This window comes from Roseateles sp. PN1 (assembly GCF_038419725.1).
Classification (GTDB): Bacteria; Pseudomonadota; Gammaproteobacteria; order Burkholderiales; family Burkholderiaceae_C; genus Paucibacter_A.
Genome location: NZ_JBCARA010000001.1, coordinates 681,293 through 701,339 on the forward strand (window position 1 = coordinate 681,293; position 20,047 = coordinate 701,339).

Genomic DNA, 20,047 nt, shown 5'->3' on the forward strand with positions numbered 1-20,047 from the left:
TTATTTCTTTGTGAGCTCTTCGCGCAGTGCCGCCAATTCTTCGTGCACGGTGCGCAGCTGCGCATGCATATCGCGCAAGATGTCTTGCTCCATATGCCGCTCGGAGCTTTCTACCCACATCGCAGCGATGGCCGCCGTCACCAGCGACAGCACCGCATAACCGAGCAGCACCACGAACACGGCGAAGATCTTGGCCGCGGGTGTGGTCGGCACGATGTCGCCATAGCCCACTGTGGCGGCGGTTGTGAAGGCTAGCCAGAGGCCGTCGCCGAGGTCGTGGGCGCGCGGCTCCAGAGCCCAGAAGCCCACACCGCAAAAGCCCAGCACCAGCAAGGCCAGCGAGAGCAAATAGCCCAGTCCGCCGCGCGTGACCCAGCTTTTCAGCGCCCAGACCATGCGCACCAGGGTCAGCATGGACACAAACAAGCGCACCGCCAGGGCGACGTTGGAGTGCGCGCTGGGCGCGATCAGCGCCGCCGTCAGCAAGCCCAACACCAGCAGCAGATCAAGGCCATTGCTGCGCAGGTACTGGCGCGGGTGGCTGACGTGGCGCCCAACCCGCCACAGCGAAGTGCACATGATGGCCGCTGCCGCAAAATAGATCGCCTGAGCCAGGGGCGTGGGCAGGTTCTCCAGCAGCTCGATGTAGAAGGCCGGAATGGTGGCGAACAAGGCGATCAGCACCGGCCAGCGCCATGCGCGTTCGGCACGCGCCGCCGCTGGGTTCAGCGGCGAAGGTCGGGCCAAGCCCCAGCTGCGGGTGTTGAGAAATGAGGCTTTGCGGTGCGGCATAGCCCGCAGCGTAGCGGGGCGAGCCGAGTTTGGAATTGACCTGAATCAAGCGGGGCTAAGGCGCAGCTGTGCTTGCGGGCGCTGACGCAAGTTGAGCACGGCTTTCTTGGCCTCGCTGAGGGCGCAGGGCGAGCGATTGCGCGCGAGCCCTGCGTTATGCCGCCAGCTTAAAGAATGAAGCGCGACAGGTCTTCGTTCTTGGCCAGTTCGCCCAGCTTGGCGTCCACCTCGGCGCCGCCCAGGGTGAGGGTCTGACCGCCCAAGTTCGGCGCATCGAAGCTGATCTCGTCCAGCAAGCGCTCCATCACCGTGGCCAAGCGACGCGCGCCGATGTTTTCGGTGCGCTCGTTCACCTCGAAGGCGATTTCGGCCAGGCGGCGAATACCCTCGGCGCTGAGCTCCAAGGTGACGCCCTCTGTGGCCAGCAAAGCTTGGTATTGCTTGACCAGGCTGGCATGGGTGCTGCTCAAGATGGCTTCAAAGTCGTTCACCGACAGCGAACCCAGCTCGACCCGGATCGGGAAGCGGCCTTGCAGCTCGGGGATCAAATCGCTGGGCTTGGCCAGGTGAAAGGCGCCCGAGGCAATGAACAAGATGTGGTCGGTCTTGACCATGCCGTACTTGGTGTTGACCGTGGTGCCTTCCACCAGCGGCAGCAGATCGCGCTGCACGCCTTGGCGCGACACTTCGGCTGTGCCGCTATCGGCATGACTGCTGCGCGAGCAAACCTTGTCGATTTCGTCGATGAAGACGATGCCCATCTCCTGCGCGGCGGCCAAGGCGGCGGTCTTGATGTCGTCTTCGTTCAGCAGCTTGGCGGCTTCTTCCTCGATCAGATGCTTGAGCGCGTCTTGCATCTTGAGCTTGCGGGTCTTGCGCTTGCCGGCGCCGAGCTGCGAGAACATGCCTTTGAGCTGCTCGGCCATCTCTTCCATGCCGGGCTGACCCATGGGGCCAAGAATCTCCATGCTGGGCTTGCCCTCGAGCAGATCGACCTCGATCTCCTTATCGTCCAGCAAGCCCTCGCGCAGGCGCTTGCGCATGATTTGCCGGGCCGTGTTGTCCGGTGTGGCTGGGGCAGCCGCAGAGGAAAAGCCGACCTCGCTGCGGGGTGGCGGCACCAGGATGTCGAGCACGCGGTCTTCGGCGGCGTCTTCGGCGCGCAGGCGCTGGCGCTTCATTTGCTGCTCGCGCTCTTGCTTGACGGCGATCTCGACCAGATCACGGATGATGGAATCCACATCCTTGCCCACATAGCCCACTTCGGTGAACTTGGTGGCCTCGACCTTGATGAAGGGCGCACCGGCCAGCTTGGCCAAGCGGCGCGCGATCTCGGTCTTGCCCACGCCGGTGGGGCCAATCATCAAGATGTTCTTGGGCGTGATTTCGGCGCGCAGCTTGTCGTCCACTTGCTGGCGCCGCCAGCGATTGCGCATGGCGATGGCCACGGCGCGTTTGGCCGGGTGCTGGCCGACGATGTGGCGGTCGAGTTCGGAGACGATCTCCTGCGGGGTCATAGAACTCATTCCAGCACCTCGATGGTGTGATTTTGATTGGTGTAGATGCAGATATTGCCGGCGATCTCAAGCGACTGCTTGACGATCTCGGCCGCGCTGAGCGTGCTGTGCTTGAGCAAGGCTTGCGCGGCCGCTTGTGCGTAGGCGCCACCGGAGCCAATCGCCACAATCCCCAGCTCGGGCTCCAGCACATCGCCATTGCCGGTGATGATGAGCGAGGCCGTGCGGTCGGCCACGGCCAGCATGGCCTCCAGGCGGCGCAGTACGCGGTCGGTGCGCCAGTCCCGCGTCAGTTCAACGGCGGCGCGCACCAAGTGACCCTGGTGCTTCTCAAGCTTGGCTTCGAAGCGTTCAAACAGGGTAAAGGCATCGGCCGTGGCGCCGGCAAAGCCAGCCAGCACCTGATCGCGGTGCAGCTTGCGCACCTTGCGCGCGCTGGCTTTGACGACGATGGTGCCCAGCGTGACCTGGCCATCGCCACCAATGGCGACCTGCATGCCGGTGGGCGTTTGGCGGCGCACACTGACAATCGTGGTGCCGTGAAAAACGGGGTGTTGTTGAGAGTCCATGGCTTCACAAATGGATGTGGAAGCCTAATTTTCAACCGCCCGGCGCGAAGTTCTAGGTTTGTTTTACCTTGATGCGCGCATGCTCGTTGATGCCCATGGCGGCGAAGAACAGGGCCACCAGGCGATGCGCGTCAATGAACACCACTTGGCGGTTTTCGCCTTGGCGCGTCAACACCCAGTTGAGCAGATCGCCGGCAGCCATGAAGTCCAGGCGAATCAGCGTGCCGCACATCACGTTGACGAGGGTGGCGCTGCCCAGCTCGTCGGTCATGGACTGCAGCTGCGCGGAAATGTCGCCACTGAGTTGGCCGCTGAGCTCCAGCTCGGTGGGGGGGGTCATGGGATTGAGCTCGCTGATTTGCGATTCCGCAAAGCTGCTGCTCATTTCGGTGGGCGTGATGCTGGTGCTGGGGCCCTGGACCGAATTGACGCCGCTGGCCAGGCGCACCCGGCAGGCGCTGCGCTCCCATGACGGGGGCGAGACTTCGTAGGTGACGCAGTAGTCGATCGCCACTTCGTCGAACTGATCGGGCCGATTCACCAGGCGCAGGGCTTCGAGGCGCAGCATCCACAGCGTCGGGTCGACCTGGGCATCTGCCACCGGCGACAAGCCGCTCAGCACCTGCAGGAAATGGTCGCCGCCGATCCAGCGCATGTCCAGCGGCTGGCTGGCCCAGTTGCGGAACTGGTCGCGCAGCTGCAGGGCTGCGTCGGCATCCACCGCGCGCAAGGCGGACCAGTCCAAGACCCAAGGCATGGGCATCAGCTGGGTGCGGGTTTTGAGCAGCTGCATGGCCTCGGCCGTCAGCACTTCGGGCGCGGCCCAGCTGACATTGCTGGCCTTGGCCATGGGCGCGCGCACCTTGCGGTGGGCTTCGGCCACCAGCTTGGGCATGGAGAACCATTGCGGCGCCGAGCGTCCGAAAATCTGTGCGAACTCCAGCGCCAGGGCCTCGAACTTGGCCTGGTTGCCGGTGGCGCGGTAGAGGTCAAACATGACCAGCCAGGTGTCGCTGTGCAGATTGCGCGCGCCGCCTGGTCGGATATAGGCCGCCAGCATCTGCTCGCAGCCCTCAAAGTCGGCATTGGCGAAGGCGATTACGGCCTCGTCCAGCTCGGCGTCGTGGGCCAATTCCAGGCTGGCCACGGGCGCAGCAGCGTCAGTCGCGGCGTCGGACGTGGCCTCCGCGAAGCTGAAGGTCAGCGGCATGTCCAGTGACATTTCCAGCGGCAGCAGATCGGGTAGGGCAGGCAAAGCCGCAGCTTCGGCTTCCGAAGGCGGTGACATGCCTGCACCCATCACCACGGCGGCGGGTGCGGGGCTGGTTTCTAGGCGCTCGCGCTCGTCGGCCGAGGCGAACTCGCTGACGCGGCTGGCTTCTGGGCTGTCAGGCTTCTCAATCGAGAAGCCCGCCGGTTCCGTCGGGGCGAAATTGACCGGCCGCGTGCTTTGCTCATACAGGGCTTGGCGGCGGCTGGTGGTGAGGCCTTGATTGACGGTGGTGGCAAAGCTGTCGCCCACCATTTGCTGCTCAATCCGGTCGATCTTGGCCTTCACACCCAGATCGATCCTGGAATTGACCTCGCTGCCGCGCTCCATCTCGTCGATGCGCGAGGAGGCCGCGCCCAGGGCGGCCAATTGCTCGGGGCTCAGGCCCTCGCGGCGGATGCGGCGCAGCATGTCCAGCTCGCGCTTGCGCACGAAGTCGTTGCGGCGCTTGCGGTCAACCATGGCGCGCAACTCGGCTTTGGCGAGGTCAGCTTCGGGGTCGTCCTGGCGTGAATTGATCTCGGCCCAATCGGTCGTCGGGTTTGCCACAAAGCGCGCGACCTTGCGTAAAAAGCTCTCGCCGTCTTTCGGTTCTGTCATTCGCCGTGGACCAGGTTTGTGCAGCGCTCTTCAGCAAGGGTGGGGCCGGAGGCGGCCGGCCTGGGCTGGCCGGCTGAACCGGAGCCCGCGAGCACGGCCTGCTGGTTTTTTTAGTGAAAAGGGTTTAATCCCCGAACATCTTTTGCTTCATCTCGCGGCGTTGCTGGGCTTCCAGCGACAGCGAGGCAGTCGGGCGGGCGATCAAACGGCCCAGGCCGATGGGTTCGCCAGTCTCGTCGCAATAGCCGTATTCGCCGTTGTCCAGGCGAGCCAGCGACTGAATGATCTTCTTCAGCAGCTTGCGCTCGCGGTCGCGGGTGCGCAGCTCCAGGGCGTGCTCTTCCTCGATGGTGGCGCGGTCGGCCGGGTCGGGGACGATGGAGGTGTCTTCACGCAGATGCTCGGTGGTCTCGCCGGCATTCGACAGCACGCCATCTTTCAGGGCGGTCAGCTTGGTGCGGAAGAACTCGATCTGCTTGGGGCCCATGTACTCGGCCTCTGGCATGGCCAGCACTTCGGCGTCAGTCAGCTCAGCGCCGGACTTGGTTTTCCATGCGTTGACGAGTTTGGGGTCGGCCTTGGCCGCGGTGCGGGGACTTTCAATCACGGGTGAACTCATTTGTCGCGTTGGCGGCTTGGGTGGTGCAAATCGATCGGCGAAGCGGCTGCTGGCCGTTGGCGCCGGCGTGGGGTCCATCAGAGCAATGTCATCGGCACTGGCCGCGTCTATCTTGGCCGCAGTTTTGGCCTTGGCTGTCTTGACGGCGGGGCGTGCTCCGGGCTCGGCGGGGGCCGAGGTGGTCGGTTTTGGTGCCTGGGTCTTGCTCACGTTTCTCTCCTCGCTCTGACAGTCGTGGATGTCCTGTCAGGCTAGATATCAATCGGGACCAGCTTGTCTTAACTTGCGCGCTTCTTCAATTGAAGTCTGCATTTTGGGCGCCGCGGATTGTAGCCATGCTTCGCGGACGCCCGGTTTGTCAATTTGTAATGAATTTCTGCTTGATGTTTAGACCAAGCAGCCTTCCATGCCTTGCAGCAGGATTTCCTTGGGCAAATCGATGCCGATGAAAACCATTTTGCTCGCCTTTTTCTCGCCCGGCATCCATTTCGGGCCGAGGTCTGAACCCATCAGCTGGTGGACGCCTTGGAAGATCACCTTCTTGTCCGAGCCCTTCATGTAGAGCACGCCCTTGTAGCGCAGCATCTTGGGGCCGTAGACCTGCACGATGGCGCCCAAGAAGTCTTCCAGCTTGGCCGGGTTGAAGGCCCGATCCGAGCGGAAAACGAAGGACTTCACATCATCTTCATGCGCATGGTGGTGCGGGTGGTCGCAGTGCTCGCCATGCTCATGGTCGTGATCGTGGTGATCATGGTCGTGCGGCTCATCGACCTTGAGGAAGTCGGGGTCGATTTCCAGCTTGGCATTCAGGTTGAAGCCGCGCAGATCGAAGATCTGGTTCAGCGGCGCTTCGCCGAAATGGGCCTTGTGCACCGGGGCACGCGGGTTCATGTGCTTGATGCGGTGGGTCAGGGCGGCCACGCTGGCTTCGTCCACCAGGTCGCTCTTGCTGATGAAGATCTGGTCGGCGAAGCCGATCTGGCGACGCGCTTCCTGGCGGTCATTGAGCTGATTCTCGGCGTGCTTGGCGTCGACCAGGGTCAGGATGGAGTCCAGCAGATAGCTCTCAGCGATCTCGTCGTCCATGAAGAAGGTCTGCGCCACCGGGCCAGGGTCGGCCAGGCCGGTGGTTTCGATGATGACACGGTCAAACTGCAACTCGCCCTTGCGGCGCTTGGCGGCCAGGTCGGACAAAGTGGTGCGCAGGTCTTCACGGATGGTGCAGCAGACGCAGCCGTTGTTCATCTGGATGATCTGCTCTTCGGAGTCGACCCGCAGGATGTCGGTGTCGATGGTTTCTTCACCGAATTCGTTCTCGATCACGGCGATCTTCTGGCCGTGGGCCTCGCTCAGCACGCGCTTGAGCAGCGTGGTTTTGCCCGAGCCGAGGAAGCCGGTGAGGATGGTGGCGGGGATGAGGCCCTTGGTGCTGCTGTTCATGGCTGATCGCTCAATCTAGAAAATATGGGGCTGGCGCAAAACGGTCATGGTGGCGGTGTGAAACGCCCGTTCTTGGCAGTTTTGCGTGAACCTTGAAATAAATGGCTGGCCGAAATATGGGGGCGTGCGACTGTGTTGCAAGGGCTTTGACAAGTCAATGGGTTATTCTCGGGGCCATCGCAACTACGACACACAGTTCCCAGTGTCTGAACCTCAGTCTAGTCGGCCCTCTCACCGAGGGGGCCAAAAAATGAAGCCGGAGCCGCGTGGCTTTCTGGTCCGCCTGCTGGAATTCCTCCATCCCGGGCCCGATTCCAAAAGCGAGCTGATGGATACCTTGGCGGATGCCGAGAAGCGCGAGCTGATCGAGCCCGAGTCGCGCCAGATGCTCGAAGGCGTGCTGCGCATGGCGGAGCTGAGTGCTGGCGATGTGCTCGTGGCCACCCCGCATATGGACCTGCTGGATATCGACGCGCCTTACGACGAGTTGCTGGGCGTGGTCATCACCACCGGCCATTCGCGTTTCCCGGTGTTCGAGGACAGCCGCGACAACATCATCGGCATCTTGCTAGCCAAAGACCTGCTGAAAGTGCAGCGCGCGCCCGAGTTGAATCTGCGCGCCCTGCTACGGCCCACCGTCTTCGTGCCCGAGAGCAAGGGCTTGAACGAGTTGCTGCGCGACTTCCGCTCCAACCGCAGCCATCTGGCCATCGTGATCGATGAGTTCGGCAACACCGCCGGCCTGATCACCATCGAGGATGTGCTGGAAGAAATCGTCGGCGAAATCGAAGATGAGTTCGACGACAAAGACGGTGACTCCAGCATCTACACCCTGGCCGACGGCAGCCACCGGGTGGCAGGGGACGCAGAAATTGCCGCCGTCAATGCGGCCTTCAGCATCCGCTTGCCACTGGATGACTTCGACACCATCGGCGGGCTGGTCGCGCATGAGCATGGCCGCGTGCCACGCCGGGGCGAGGCGGTGGAACTGGGCGGCTTGCTGTTCAGCGTGATGCTGACCCGCGGCGGTTCGGTGCGCTGGTACAAGGTCAGCCGTCTGCCCGACGAAGCGCATAGCTGATGGGCTTGAAAGGCCTGTCTTGGCCGGTCGCAATGCCGAAAGCGCTGGCCGCACTGCTGCTTGGCCTGCTGCATACGGCCGCGTTTGCTCCGACATACGCTTGGTGGGCGCAAATTCTGGCGCTTGCCGGCTTGGCCTGGCTGGCGCTGGACGCGCCGCCACGCCGTGCTGCGGTGCTGGGCCTGAGTTTTGGCCTGGGCTGGCTCAGCAGCGGCCTGTGGTGGCTGCACATCAGCATGCATCAATTCGGCCACATTCCCTGGCTGCTGGCGGCTCTGGCCGTGTTGCTGCTGGCGCTGTTCCTGGCTAGCTATTACGCCGCGGCCCTCGGCCTGGCGGCTTGGTTGAGCCGGGGTTCGGGTTGGGGCTGGCGCATGGCGATCTGGTCGGCCTGCTGGGCCTTGGCCGAGTTGGCGCGCGCCACTTTCTTCGGCGGTTTCCCCTGGATTGCCAGTGGCTATGCGCACACGGCGGGGCCGCTGGCGGCCTGGGCGCCTTGGCTGGGTGTCTACGGCATTTCGGCGCTGGCGGCGTTGATGGCCTTCAGCTTGGTGGCGGCAGGCAAGAAGCAATGGCGCTTGGCGGTGCTGAGCTTGAACCTCGCAGCCTTCGGCCCCTTTTTGTTGCCGCATGACTTCACCGTCAGCACCGGCTCATTGAATGCCAGCTTGCTGCAGCCCAATGTGCCGCAGGATCAGAAATTTGATCAGGCCTTGATCGACGCCAATCTGGATCAGCTGGCGCAGCAGATCGAGGCCGCACGCGGCCAGGTGGTGATCACGCCGGAGTCGGTGGCGCCCGTGCCGGTGGCCTATCTGCAGGGCGAATATGTGCAACGCCTGGACGCTGCCGCACGCCAGCGGCCGCTCTTGCTGGGCACGTTTTTGGGCGACGACACCAGCGGCTTCACCAACTCTTTGCTGGCTTTTGGCGGCGATCAGGCTTACGACTACGGCAAGCGCCATCTGCTGCCTTTTGGCGAGTTCATCCCTTACGGCTTCCATTGGTTCGTCAAGCTGATGGGCATCCCCATGGATGACCAGATGCGCGGCCAGCACCAGCAGGCCTTTGCGGTGGCCGGCCAGCGCCTGCGGCCGCTGATCTGCTACGAAGATTTGTTCGGTGAAGACTTTGTGGCCAGCATGAACGGGCCCGATGCGGCCACGGTGCTGGTCAACGTCAGCAATCTGGCCTGGTTCGGTACGCGCATGGTGCAAGACCAGCATCTGCAGTTTTCGCAAATGCGTGCGCTGGAGTTTCAGCGCCCCTTCATTCGCGCCACCAATACCGGCGCCACGGCGGCCCTGAACCATCGCGGCGAAGTGACGGCGCGCCTGGCACCGGCCACGCGCGGCGTGCTGGAGGTGACGGTGGAAGGCCGCAGCGGCAGCACGCCTTATGCCCGCTGGCTGCAGGCCTGGGGGCTGGCGCCCTTGTGGGCGGCTGTGGCCCTGGTCTTGCTGCCCGCAGCCTGGGCTCGACGCCGGGCCAAGCTGGCCTCGTAGAATCGCCCTCAGTCGGACGCGTCGGCCTGTGCCGCGCGGCCATCATCTTTTTGTCTTTTACCGGCCTTTGTGCCCTCAAGCCCATGCTGAGCTTCCAGCAAATCATTCTGACCCTGCAGGACTATTGGTCCAAACAGGGCTGCGCGCTATTGCAGCCCTACGATATGGAAGTCGGCGCCGGCACCAGCCACACCGCCACGTTCTTGCGCGCCCTGGGCCCAGAGCCCTGGAAGGCCGCCTACGTTCAGCCCAGCCGCCGCCCCAAGGACGGCCGCTACGGCGAGAACCCCAACCGCCTGCAGCATTACTACCAGTACCAGGTCGTGCTCAAGCCGGCACCGGCCAATATCCTGGAGCTGTACCTGGGTTCGCTTGAAGCCCTGGGCTTCGATCTGAAGAAGAACGATGTGCGCTTCGTTGAGGACGATTGGGAAAACCCAACCCTGGGCTGCTGGGGCCTGGGCTGGGAAGTCTGGCTCAATGGCATGGAGGTGACGCAGTTCACTTACTTCCAGCAAGTCGGGGGCATTGATTGCAAGCCCATCACCGGCGAAATCACCTACGGCCTGGAGCGCCTGGCCATGTATCTGCAGGGCGTGGAGTCGGTCTACGACCTGGTTTACGTCGAAGGCAAGGACGGCGCGCCGGACATCAAGTACGGCGATGTATTCCACCAGAACGAGGTGGAGCAATCGACCTATAACTTTGAGCACAGTGACGTCGACTTCCTGCTGACCGCTTTTGCTGCGCACGAGAAGCAAAGCAAGCATTTGATGGAGCAGGCCCTGGCCTTGCCGGCCTACGAGCAATTGCTCAAGGCCGGCCACAGCTTCAATCTGCTGGACGCGCGTGGTGCCATCAGCGTGACCGAGCGTGCCGCCTACATCGGCCGCATCCGCAATCTGGCCCGCGCCGTGGCGCAAAGCTATCTGGACAGCCGCGCCCGCCTGGGCTTCCCCATGGCGCCCAAGGCCTGGGGCGAGGAAGTCCTGGCCCAGATCGAGAACAAGAAGACGAAGGCAGCCTGAGCATGAGTGCCAATTCCAAGAACCTCCTGATTGAACTGTTTGTTGAAGAGCTGCCCCCCAAGGCGCTCAAGAAGCTGGGCGAGGCCTTCACCCAAGTGCTGGTGGACAGCCTCAAGGCCCAGGGCTTGGCTGCAGCCGAAGCCGTGGCCACCTCGTTCGCTTCGCCGCGCCGCCTTGGCCTGCACCTGACGCATGTGGCCGCCAAGGCCGCCGACCGTGCCGTGCAGCAAAAGCTGATGCCGGTGAGCGTGGCCCTGGACAAGGACGGCCAGCCCACCCAAGCCCTGCTGAAACGCCTGGGCGGCATGGGTCTGGACGCCAGCGCCGTGGCTCAGCTCAAGCGCGCACCCGATGGCAAGGCCGAAGCCTTGTTCCTGGACAGCATTCAGGCCGGCGCCACGCTGGCCGAAGGCGCGCAAAAAGCCTTGGACGAAGCGCTGGCCAAGCTGCCCATCCCCAAGGTGATGACTTATCAGCTGGCCGACGGCTGGAGCGATGTGAAGTTTGTGCGCCCCGCCCATGGCCTGGTGGCGCTGCACGGCAGCGAACTCGTGCCGCTGCAAGCCCTGGGCTTGACGGCCGGGCGCGAGACCCGCGGCCACCGCTTTGAGGCGCGGGTTGATCGCATCACGGTCGAGAGCGCCGACAGCTACGCCACTCAGCTGCGCGAGCAGGGCGCCGTGATCGCCAGCTATGCCGAGCGCCGTGCCGAAATCGTGCGCCAGCTCAATGCGGCGGCAGCCGTGCAAGGCTTGAGCCCGATTGAGGACGAGGCCTTGCTGGACGAGGTGAACTCCTTGGTCGAGCGCCCCAATGTGCTGACCTGCGAGTTCGAGCCCGAGTTCCTGGCGGTGCCGCAGGAATGCCTGATTCTGACCATGAAGGCGAATCAGAAGTACTTCCCCCTGCTGGACGCTGCGGGCAAGCTGACGCACAAATTCCTGGTCGTCTCCAATATCAGCCCGGCCGATGCCTCGGCCGTGATTGGCGGCAATGAGCGGGTGGTGCGCCCGCGCTTGTCGGACGCCAAGTTCTTCTTCGACCAAGACCGCAAGAAGTCGCTGGCCGAGCGGGTGTCAGGTCTTGCCAAGGTGGTTTATCACGGCAAGCTGGGCACGCAGGGTGAGCGGGTTGAGCGCGTGCGCGCCATCGCCAAGGCGATTGCCGCCTTGCTGGGCGGGGCCGAACTGAGCGCCCAAGTCGACCAGGCCGCCCATCTGGCCAAGGCCGATTTGTTGACCGATATGGTCGGCGAGTTCCCTGAGTTGCAGGGCATCATGGGCGGCTACTACGCCCGCCACGACGGGCTGGGCGATGCGGTGGCCATGGCCATCGAAGACCATTACAAGCCGCGCTTCGCCGGCGACGCCCTGCCGCGCAATGAGGCGGGCCTGGTGGTGGCCATGGCTGACAAGCTGGAAACCCTGGTCGGCATGTTCGGCATTGGCCAGCTGCCCACCGGCGATAAAGACCCGTTTGCGCTGCGCCGCCATGCCCTGGGCCTGGTGCGCATGCTCAGCGAGCGCGCTGGCACGCTGAGCCTGGATGCGCTGATCGCTGCGGCTGTGCCGGCCTTCGGTGCGCTGATTCAGAATCCTGCCGCGCCCCTGTCTGACTTCATCTTCGACCGCCTCTCCGGCAGCCTGCGCGAGCAAGGCTATAGCGCCCAGGAAGTGGACGCCGTGCTGGCCCTGCGCCCGCAAAGCCTGGGTGATATCAGCCAGCGCTTGGCGGCGGTGCGTGCTTTTGCCGCCTTGCCCGAAGCGGCCGCGTTGGCTGCGGCCAATAAGCGCATCGGCAATATCTTGAAGAAGAGCGAAGAGCCGGTCACGGCCAGCATCAACCCCGCCTTGCTGCAAGAAGCGGCCGAGCAGGGCTTGGCTGCGGCACTCGCCAAGGTCGGCCCGCAAGCCGATCAGCTGTTTGCCCAAGGTGACTTCACCGCCTCCTTGAGTGCGTTGGCCTCTTTGCGTGGCCCGGTCGATGCCTTCTTCGACGGCGTGATGGTGAATGCCGAAGACGCCGCTCTGCGCGCCAACCGTCTGGGCTTGTTGAAGAGCCTGCACGAGGCGATGAACCGGGTGGCCGATCTGGCCCGCCTGGCGGTCTAAACAGAACCTTGAGCCAAGCCCATGCCGATTCGCTCCGACCACAACACCCATCACCATCCCGTCAAGCTGGTCATCCTGGGGCGTGACGGGACGATCAACCAGTACCGCGACGACCACGTCAAGTCGATCGAGGAATTGCAGCCCCTGCCAGGGGCGCTGGAGGCGGTGGCGCGGCTCAACCAGGCCGGCTGGCAGGTCGTGATGGCCACCAACCAGCCCGGCATCGGCCGCGGCTTGCTGGACATGGCTTCGCTCAACGCGATTCACATCCGCCTCAATCAAATGCTGGCCGAGAAGGGCGGGCGCTTATCCGCCGCCTTCTTCTGCCCGCATACGCCGGAAGAAGGTTGCGACTGCCGCAAGCCCCTGCCCGGCCTGGTTTTGCAGATTGGCGAGCGCTTCGGCGTGGACCTGGCCACCGTGCATATGGTGGGCGCCAGCCTCGGTGATTTGCAAACCGCGCAGGCGGCAGGCTGCATGCCGCATCTGGTGCGCAGCGAACGGCTGGGCAATCTGAGCGACGAGCAGTTCGCCGCTCTGGCGGCGCAAGTGCCCGGCACCAAGGTACACGTCAATTTGAGTGCCTTTGCCGAAGGCCTGATCCAACAAGAACGCCGCAGCAAGGCCGATGCCCGCGGTGACCATGCAGCACAAGCCGATAGCGGCCCGGAGACCTGAGTTAATGCTTGCCACCCTTTTGTCCGCTCTGCGGTCCGCTCTGTTCCTGTTGTTCCTCATCGTCACGGTGATCCCTTGGGCCACCGCCGTTTTGTTGATTTCCATCTTCGCGCGCGGCAACACGGTGTACTGGGCCTGCGCGGGCTGGCTGCGCTTGTCGATCTACGGCGCGCGCTATATCTGCGGCGTGCAGTGGCGCATCCAGGGTGAGCACAACCTGCCCAGCGCCGCCGACACCACCTCGGGCGTGGTGCTGCTGTCCAAGCATCAAAGCACCTGGGAGACTTTTGCCTACCCTGGCTTGATGACGCACCCTCTGGCCTATGTGTTCAAGCGCGAGTTGCTGTATGTGCCCTTTTTCGGCTGGGCCATGGCGCGCATGGACATGATCCATATCGACCGCAGCAAGCGCAGCCAGGCCTGGAGCAAGGTGGCCGAGCAGGGTAAGCGCCTGACGGCGATGGGCCACTGGGTCATCATGTTCCCGGAAGGCACGCGCATCGCGCGCGGCAAGAAGGGTGAGTACAAAACCGGCGGCACCCGTTTGGCCATCGAGGCCGGCGTGCCGGTGGTGCCCATCGCGGCCACGGCTGCGCGCTGCTGGCCGCGCAAGACCTTTTTGCTGCGCCCCGGCGTGGTGGACATCTCCATTGGCAAGCAAATCCCCTCGGTGGGCCGCGAGCCCGGCGAGATGATGCGCGAGGTGGAAACTTGGATCGAGGCCGAAATGCGCCGCCTTGATCCCGAGGCCTACGGCCCGGAGTCCGCAGACGCTGCAGGGCTTGCAAAGGCCGAAAAGGCAAAGGCCTGAGTGCAGGACAAGCGGCATGCGCAAGCGCCTCGCCCAACTCTTGCAGGATGCGCAGCTGTCCTTGTTCGGGCCTGAGGTCTTGAGCACACCCGCGACGCCCACGCCCGTCTTGGCGGCCCAGCACTTGCCCAACCCGCGTGCGCAGCGCGAGTTGCGCCTGGGCGAGCAGCGCGTGGCCTATGAGCTCAAACGCGCGCGCCGGCGCAGCATCGGCTTTGTGGTTGGCTCTGAAGGCTTGCGGGTCAGTGCGCCGCGCTGGCTGCCGCAAGAAGACATTGAACGCGCCCTGGTGCAGAAATCGGACTGGATTCTGCGCAAACTGGTCGAGCAGCGCGAGCGCGCGCGGCGCGTGGAAGCCGCACGCATCGAGTGGCGCGATGGCGCCAGCCTGAACTTCCTTGGCACCCGCCTGACCCTGCGGCTGGGCGCGGCGCAAGCCGGTGTGAACCTGGATGAATCGGCGCAGCTGCTGCATTTGCACCTGCCGGTCTTGAGCAGCGAGGACGAGGTGCGCGAGGCCGTGCAAGCTTGGCTGAAGCGGCGCGCGCGCGCGCTGTTTGAGCCGCGCTGCGCTCACTTTGCCGCGGCCTTGGGCGTGCAGATGACGTCACTGCGCCTGAGTTCGGCGCAAACCCGTTGGGGCAGCGCCAGTGCCGATGGCTCGATCCGCCTGAACTGGCGCTTGATCCACTTCAGCCCGGCCATCATCGACTATGTGGTGGCGCATGAGCTGGCGCATTTGCGCGAGATGAATCACAGCCCGCGCTTCTGGGCGGTGGTTGCTTCGGTCTTGCCCGACTTCGAGCGCGCCCGCGCTCAGCTGCGCGAAGAATCCATCATTGCCGAGTAGGCATTGCGCTCATGTCGGGCCCGGCAAGGCCTGACCCTCTCCTCCTTTTTTCCTCCAATTCCCCCCTTTTGGGGGTGGTTGCTCCAGCGTGCGTTCGCGTGCACACTGCGCGGCAACGCTGTCAACGCGCTGGAGAGACTTCACAAGCTGAAGTCATCGGAGGTGAGCAGGCCTTTGCAGTCAGGCCCTGCTTGCGGGAACGTCAAAGAAGAAGACTGCATGCCGCCGCTGGGGTTCACGCCTCAGCGGCGGCACTACTTCTGGGCTGCACTTTGCAATTCAGTTTTGCCCCTCAGCGATGCACTTCAGCTTTGTGCTGAAGGTTGGCGCCTCAGTTCGTGCTGAAGCGGTAAATGCCATCCGCATCCAGGCGGCGCTGCAGACGGCCCTGCAACCACAAGGCATTCAGATGCGCCACCGACTCGCCCATGGCGAAAGTGGTCTGGTGCAGATCGAGCTTGCGTTTGAACAGCAGGTCCAGCAGCTCCGCCGCGTGGCAGGGCTTGGCGGCACAGGCCTGCATCACATCGGCCAGGCGTTCATCGTGGTGCTCCAGCAATTGATCCACACGGGCGTGCAGGCCGCTGAAGGGCTTGCCATGCGCGGGCAGCACCAAGGTGTCGGCCGGCAGCATCAGCATCTGGCGGATCGAGTCGAGGTAGAGCGTCAGCGGGTCGGCCTCGGGTTCCACATCCACCACGCTGACATTGGTGGAGATGCGCGGCAGCACCATATCGCCGGAGATCAGCAGGCTCAAATCCGGGCAATGCAGGCTGATGTGCTCGGGCGCGTGGCCGTAGCCGGTGATGCAGTGCCAGCTGTGCCCGCCAATCTGGAGTTGCAGGCCATTCATCAGGCGCCGGAAGCTGGCCGGCACGCTGGGCACCATGCTGGGGTAGTAGCTGCTGCGGCCGCGGATCTTGGCCAGCGATTCTTCATCGACCAGGCCATGGCTGGCGAAGAAGGCCGCCGCGCTGTGCCCGCCCATGCCCACGGTAGAGCCGCTGGCCAGCCGGGCCAAGTGGAAATCGGTCGCGCTGATCCACAAGCGGCATTGCCATTTCTCGGTCAGCCAGGCGGCCAGGCCGATGTGGTCGGGATGGAAGTGGGTGACGATGACACGCAGCACCGGCAGGCCCGCCAGTTCGGTGGCAAACACCTGCTCCCAAAGCGCTTGCGTGGCCGGGTTGGCGACGCCGCAGTCGACGATGGTCCAGCCCGCTTGACCATCAATCTCATCGCGCAGCAGCCATAGATTGATGTGGTCCAGAGCAAAGGGCAGTCCCATGCGCAGCCAGCGCACGCCGGGCGCCAACTCCAGGGTGGCACCAGGGGCGGGCAGGGCGTCGCCCAAGGGGTAGTGCAGTTCGGACTCGCGGGAATTGGCCATGGTGGTCTTGTCTTGTCGCTGTTGGCTTGTTGTGCGGCAGGTAAACTGCCGTTGACGTTAACGTCAATGTCCACTCAGTTTAGCCAGCATCCCATGACTTCCAACGCAAACCCCGCCACCGCTGCATGTGTTGCTGAAGGGCAGGCGCGCTTATTCACCATCACCGAGCTGGCGGCCGAGTTCGACATCACCCCGCGCGCGATTCGTTTCTACGAAGACATGGGCCTGCTGGAGCCCACTCGCTCGGGCCGCAACCGCGTCTATTCGCACCGCGACCGCACCCGCCTCAAGCTGACGCTGCGCGGCAAGCGCCTGGGCCTGACCCTGCAAGAAATCAAGCAGCTGGTGGACATGTACGACGCCAAAACCGGCGCCGCCCCGCAGCTCAAGGCCTTTCTCGAAGTGCTGCGCCAGCACCGCCGCCAACTTGAGCAGCAGCTCGACGACATCGAAGTCACCCTGGCCGAGATCAGCCAGCATGAGCAGCGCTGCGTGAGCTTGCTGAAGGACAGCGCGGCGGCCTGAGGCTGGGTTTTCTCAAGCAAGCGCGCGGTTGAGGCGAGGTGCCGCTCGCCGCTGATCGGGGCAATTTTCCCTGGTCGATGCGAGGCTCATCACGCCGCTGGCGTCTGGTTGGCGGGTTATTCTGGTGCGGCGTTTTTTGGGCTGCCGACGAGATAACACGATGACACTTGGGCCACTTTCTTTTCCATCAAGACTTCGCTTGAGTCTGGCTTTTCTGGCCTTGAGCGTGCTGCCTTTTGCAGCCAGGGCCGCCAATGCCGCGACACCGCCGGCGCCCGGTCAGGTCACCGAACCTGCCATCGCTCCGGCGCAGCCCCGCCTTCCACCCTTGATTCAAGCGCGCGGGTCGGAGCTCGCCATCGAGCTGACGCGTGCCGATCTGCGCACCCAGGTACGCGGCAGCGTGGCCACCACCTTGCTGACCCTGACCTTCACCAACCCCAATTCGCGGGTGCTGGAGGGCGAGCTTCAGTTCCCCTTGCGTGAGGGGCAAACCGTGCAGGCCTTCTCACTTGAAATGGCCGATGGCAGCATGATGAAGGCCGTGCCCGTGCCCAAAGCGCGTGGCCGCGAGGTCTTTGAAACGGTCGTGCGCCAACGGGTTGACCCCGCGCTGCTGGAGCAAACCGCGGGTGAGCAGTTCAAGCTGCGCATCTACCCCCTGGCGCCTAAGAGGCCGCGTCAGGTGCAAATTGAGCTGCAGGAATGGCTGCCCGTCGGCAATGACGGCCGCCAGCATTTGCGCCTGCCGCTGAATTTTGCGGGCACGCCCGCCCAGGCCTTGCAAGTGCAGGTGAGCCTGCCAGCCGTTCAAGCTCAACAGATAAGCCTGGGGGAGGGCTTGGCCGCGGCGGATGTGCGAACCGAGGGTGATAGCACTTTGGTCAGCCTGCAAAGAGCGGCCTTTCTAGCCTCGTCTGAGCAGTTGACGTCTGAGGGCCTTGCCTGGCCTGCTGTGCAGCGCGACACCGTGCTCACCAGCCGCATCGAGGGCCGCGGCTATATGCATGCCGAACTGCAAGTGCCCAGCCAAACGCTGGCACGCGCCAAACCGGAGCACATTGCCCTGGTGTGGGATGCCTCCGGTTCCGGCCTTCGCCGCGACCACGCGCGTGAGTTTCAATTGCTGGCGGCGCTGTTCAAGTGGCAGCCCCAGGCCACCGTGCATCTGCGCGTGGTGCGCGACGCCGCCGAACCGCTGCGCCAATTTGCGGTCAGGGACGGCGACTGGCGCCTACTGCGTGAAGCGCTGGAGGCCACCGCCTATGACGGTGCTAGCAACGCTGCGCTCTGGTCAGAACCCATCCCCATGCCCGCCGGCAAGGGGCTGACCTTGCTGTTTTCTGATGGCTTGGGCAACTGGGGCGATAGCCCCGCCGAGCCGGCAAAAGATGGCCCGGCGGCCTTTGCCGTCAATGCCAGCACCACGGCCAACGCGCTGTACTTGCGCCAATGGGCCGAGCGCCGTGGCGGCGTCTTGCTCGACCTGTTCAGGCAAGAGCCTGCGCAAGCTTTAGGGGCCGTGCAGCAGCAAAGCCTGCGTCTGGCCCGCGTCGAAGGCGAGGGCTTTGCCGATTGGGCCGTCCCGTCGCGCTACCCCGAAGATGGCCGCATGCTGATCGCCGCGCGCCTCACAGCCGCGAGCGCCACGCTGGATCTTGTGTTTGAGGGCGCCAATGGACAAACCCAGCGCAAGGCGCTGACCCTGCAAGCCCCACCGCCATCCGCGGAAGGCGCATCCGACTTTGCGGCCAAGCGCTGGGCGCAGCTGCGTGTGGCCGAGATGCTTGGCCAAGCGCATTTGCACAAGGCCGAGATTCAAAGCTTGGGCCAGCGCTTTGGCATCGTCACGCCAGAAACCTCGCTGATTGTTCTGGAGTCCTTGGCGGACTTCATTCGCTTCGATATCACCCCGCCCGCCGGTCCGTGGCGGCAAGCGTTTCTTGAGCAGCGAGAGCGGGGCCAGTCGGCCAAGTTGGCCAGCAAGACTCAGCGACTGGACGCCTTGGCTCAGCGCTTTGCCGAGTTTGAGGCCTGGTGGGCCAAAGACTTCCCGAAGAAGGCGCGACCGGCCTCCAAGCATGCGCCCCTGGAAGGGATCGAGGGCGAGCGAGGCGTTCCGCCGCCCCCGCCGCACTTTGCGCGCCCACCTGAGCTCATGCTGAGCCCGCCCCCTGCAATGGCTGCGCCAGCACCTGCGCCTATGGCTGCGCCTGCGCAAGCCTTCTCTGCCGACCCCAACTCGGCCCGCGAACGCAGTGGCGTTGTTGCGGCTCCCCAGCGCCAAGGCCAGGCAGTGACCACCATCCGCCTGCAAGCCTGGGTACCCGACACGCGCTACCAAAAGCGCTTGGCCGAAGCGCAGGCCCAAGATCGCTACGCCATCTATTTGGACGAGCGCCCGCAGAATGCGGCCAGCACGGCCTTCTTCCTGGATGCCGCCGAAGTGTTCAAGGCCAAGGGTCAGCTCGATCTGGCCTTGCGCGTGCTGTCAAACCTGGCTGAAATCGAGGCCGAAAACCGCAGCGTGCTGCGCATCCTGGCCTATCGCTTGCAAGAGATGGGTGCCAAGGCCGAAGCCCTGCGGGTCTTGCGCCGGGTGGCTGAGATCGCGCCAGACGAGCCCCAGTCCTCACGCGATCTGGGCCTGGCCTACGCGGCCAACGGCCAGTACCAAAAGGCGATTGAAGCCTTGTGGGAAACCGCCACCGGCCAATGGGATGCACGCTTTCCCGATATCGACCTGATCGCCCTCAATGAACTCAACGCCATTGCTGCTCAGCATCCTGGGCTGGACACGGCCATCATCGATCCCCGCCTGCAGCACAACCTCCCGCTCGATCTGCGCGTGGTGCTTGCTTGGGACGCCGACAATGTGGACTTGGACCTGTGGGTGAAGGATCCCAACGGCGAATGGGTGAGCTACGCGCAGCCCCTGAGCTACCAAGGGGGGCGTATCTCGCGTGACGCCGTGCGGGGTTATGGGCCCGAGGTGTACTCGCTCAAGGTGGCCAAGCCCGGGCGCTACGAAGTGCGCGCCAAATTCTTTGGTAGCAGCCGCCAAGTCATCAGCGGTGCGCCCAGCTTGATGCTGCAACTCAGCACCGGCTTTGGCAGCAAGAAGCAGCAAGACCGCCAGGTGATTCTGCGGCTGCAAAATCCCAGGGACGAAATCTTGGTCGGCACCTTTGACGTCGGCCTGCCCACTCAGACCAAGCCCTGAGTGCTTTGCACCCCGCATGGGGCCGCCGCCACGGTCCT

The 20,047-nt window shown here is 64.0% G+C and carries 16 protein-coding genes; 9 read left to right on the plus strand and 7 right to left on the minus strand.

The genetic code is table 11. The features are described 5' to 3' along the window. The 6 genes from AABB87_RS02645 to AABB87_RS02670 form a co-directional block, all read right to left on the minus strand. Positions 1-792 carry a potassium channel family protein gene (locus tag AABB87_RS02645; protein ID WP_341969641.1) on the minus strand — a complete coding sequence of 264 codons (792 nt, stop codon included), beginning with the start codon at positions 790-792 and terminating at the stop codon, positions 1-3. A gap of 167 nt (positions 793-959) precedes the next feature. Then, positions 960-2,318: an ATP-dependent protease ATPase subunit HslU gene (gene hslU / locus AABB87_RS02650; protein WP_341969642.1), complete on the minus strand. Its 1,359-nt coding sequence runs from the start codon at positions 2,316-2,318 to the stop codon at positions 960-962. Beyond that, positions 2,315-2,878 (minus strand): ATP-dependent protease subunit HslV, encoded by a 564-nt coding sequence (hslV, locus tag AABB87_RS02655; RefSeq protein ID WP_058720931.1) that lies wholly within the window; start codon positions 2,876-2,878, stop codon positions 2,315-2,317. The genes hslU and hslV overlap by 4 nt, the downstream gene beginning before the upstream one ends. Before the next feature lie 52 nt (positions 2,879-2,930). After that, positions 2,931-4,748, minus strand: a complete 1,818-nt coding sequence (locus AABB87_RS02660; protein ID WP_341969643.1) for a hypothetical protein — start codon at positions 4,746-4,748, stop codon at positions 2,931-2,933. Between the two features lie 124 nt (positions 4,749-4,872). Next, positions 4,873-5,577 carry an RNA polymerase-binding protein DksA gene (gene dksA, locus AABB87_RS02665; protein ID WP_231741438.1) on the minus strand — a complete coding sequence of 235 codons (705 nt, stop codon included), beginning with the start codon at positions 5,575-5,577 and terminating at the stop codon, positions 4,873-4,875. 177 nt (positions 5,578-5,754) lie between these two features. Next, entirely contained in the window at positions 5,755-6,807 is a 1,053-nt protein-coding gene (locus AABB87_RS02670; protein WP_058720927.1) for a CobW family GTP-binding protein, read from the minus strand. 250 nt (positions 6,808-7,057) lie between these two features. On the opposite strand from AABB87_RS02670, the gene AABB87_RS02675 reads away from it, so the two are divergent. From AABB87_RS02675 to AABB87_RS02705, 7 genes are all read left to right on the plus strand, one after another. Beyond that, entirely contained in the window at positions 7,058-7,888 is an 831-nt protein-coding gene (locus AABB87_RS02675) for an HlyC/CorC family transporter (protein WP_341969645.1), read from the plus strand. Between the two features lie 32 nt (positions 7,889-7,920). Then, on the plus strand, positions 7,921-9,393 hold the full coding sequence (gene lnt / locus AABB87_RS02680) for an apolipoprotein N-acyltransferase (protein ID WP_341969646.1): 1,473 nt from the start codon (positions 7,921-7,923) through the stop codon (positions 9,391-9,393). Positions 9,394-9,476: 83 nt separating this feature from the next. Further along, the gene (gene glyQ, locus AABB87_RS02685) at positions 9,477-10,421 is read left to right on the plus strand and encodes a glycine--tRNA ligase subunit alpha (protein WP_058720924.1); all 945 of its coding nucleotides are present in this window, start codon (positions 9,477-9,479) and stop codon (positions 10,419-10,421) included. A 2-nt stretch (positions 10,422-10,423) separates the two neighbouring features. After that, on the plus strand, positions 10,424-12,532 hold the full coding sequence (gene glyS, locus AABB87_RS02690; RefSeq protein ID WP_341969647.1) for a glycine--tRNA ligase subunit beta: 2,109 nt from the start codon (positions 10,424-10,426) through the stop codon (positions 12,530-12,532). 21 nt (positions 12,533-12,553) lie between these two features. Next, a complete protein-coding gene (gene gmhB / locus AABB87_RS02695) occupies positions 12,554-13,210 on the plus strand; it encodes a D-glycero-beta-D-manno-heptose 1,7-bisphosphate 7-phosphatase (RefSeq protein ID WP_058720922.1) in 657 nt (218 codons plus the stop codon). Between the two features lie 4 nt (positions 13,211-13,214). After that, positions 13,215-14,021 (plus strand): lysophospholipid acyltransferase family protein, encoded by an 807-nt coding sequence (locus AABB87_RS02700; protein WP_341969648.1) that lies wholly within the window; start codon positions 13,215-13,217, stop codon positions 14,019-14,021. 16 nt (positions 14,022-14,037) lie between these two features. Continuing rightward, positions 14,038-14,871 carry a M48 family metallopeptidase gene (locus AABB87_RS02705; protein ID WP_341969649.1) on the plus strand — a complete coding sequence of 278 codons (834 nt, stop codon included), beginning with the start codon at positions 14,038-14,040 and terminating at the stop codon, positions 14,869-14,871. Between the two features lie 331 nt (positions 14,872-15,202). On the opposite strand, the gene AABB87_RS02710 is transcribed toward AABB87_RS02705, so the two are convergent. Next, positions 15,203-16,261: an MBL fold metallo-hydrolase gene (locus AABB87_RS02710; RefSeq protein WP_341969650.1), complete on the minus strand. Its 1,059-nt coding sequence runs from the start codon at positions 16,259-16,261 to the stop codon at positions 15,203-15,205. Positions 16,262-16,354: 93 nt separating this feature from the next. Here AABB87_RS02710 and AABB87_RS02715 point away from each other — a divergent pair, with 93 nt between their 5' ends. Together AABB87_RS02715 and AABB87_RS02720 are read left to right on the plus strand one after the other, a co-directional pair. Then, entirely contained in the window at positions 16,355-16,786 is a 432-nt protein-coding gene (locus tag AABB87_RS02715; RefSeq protein WP_341969652.1) for a MerR family transcriptional regulator, read from the plus strand. A gap of 199 nt (positions 16,787-16,985) precedes the next feature. Beyond that, a complete protein-coding gene (locus AABB87_RS02720) occupies positions 16,986-20,009 on the plus strand; it encodes a VIT domain-containing protein (RefSeq protein ID WP_341969654.1) in 3,024 nt (1,007 codons plus the stop codon). The last annotated feature ends 38 nt before the right edge of the window (positions 20,010-20,047 follow it).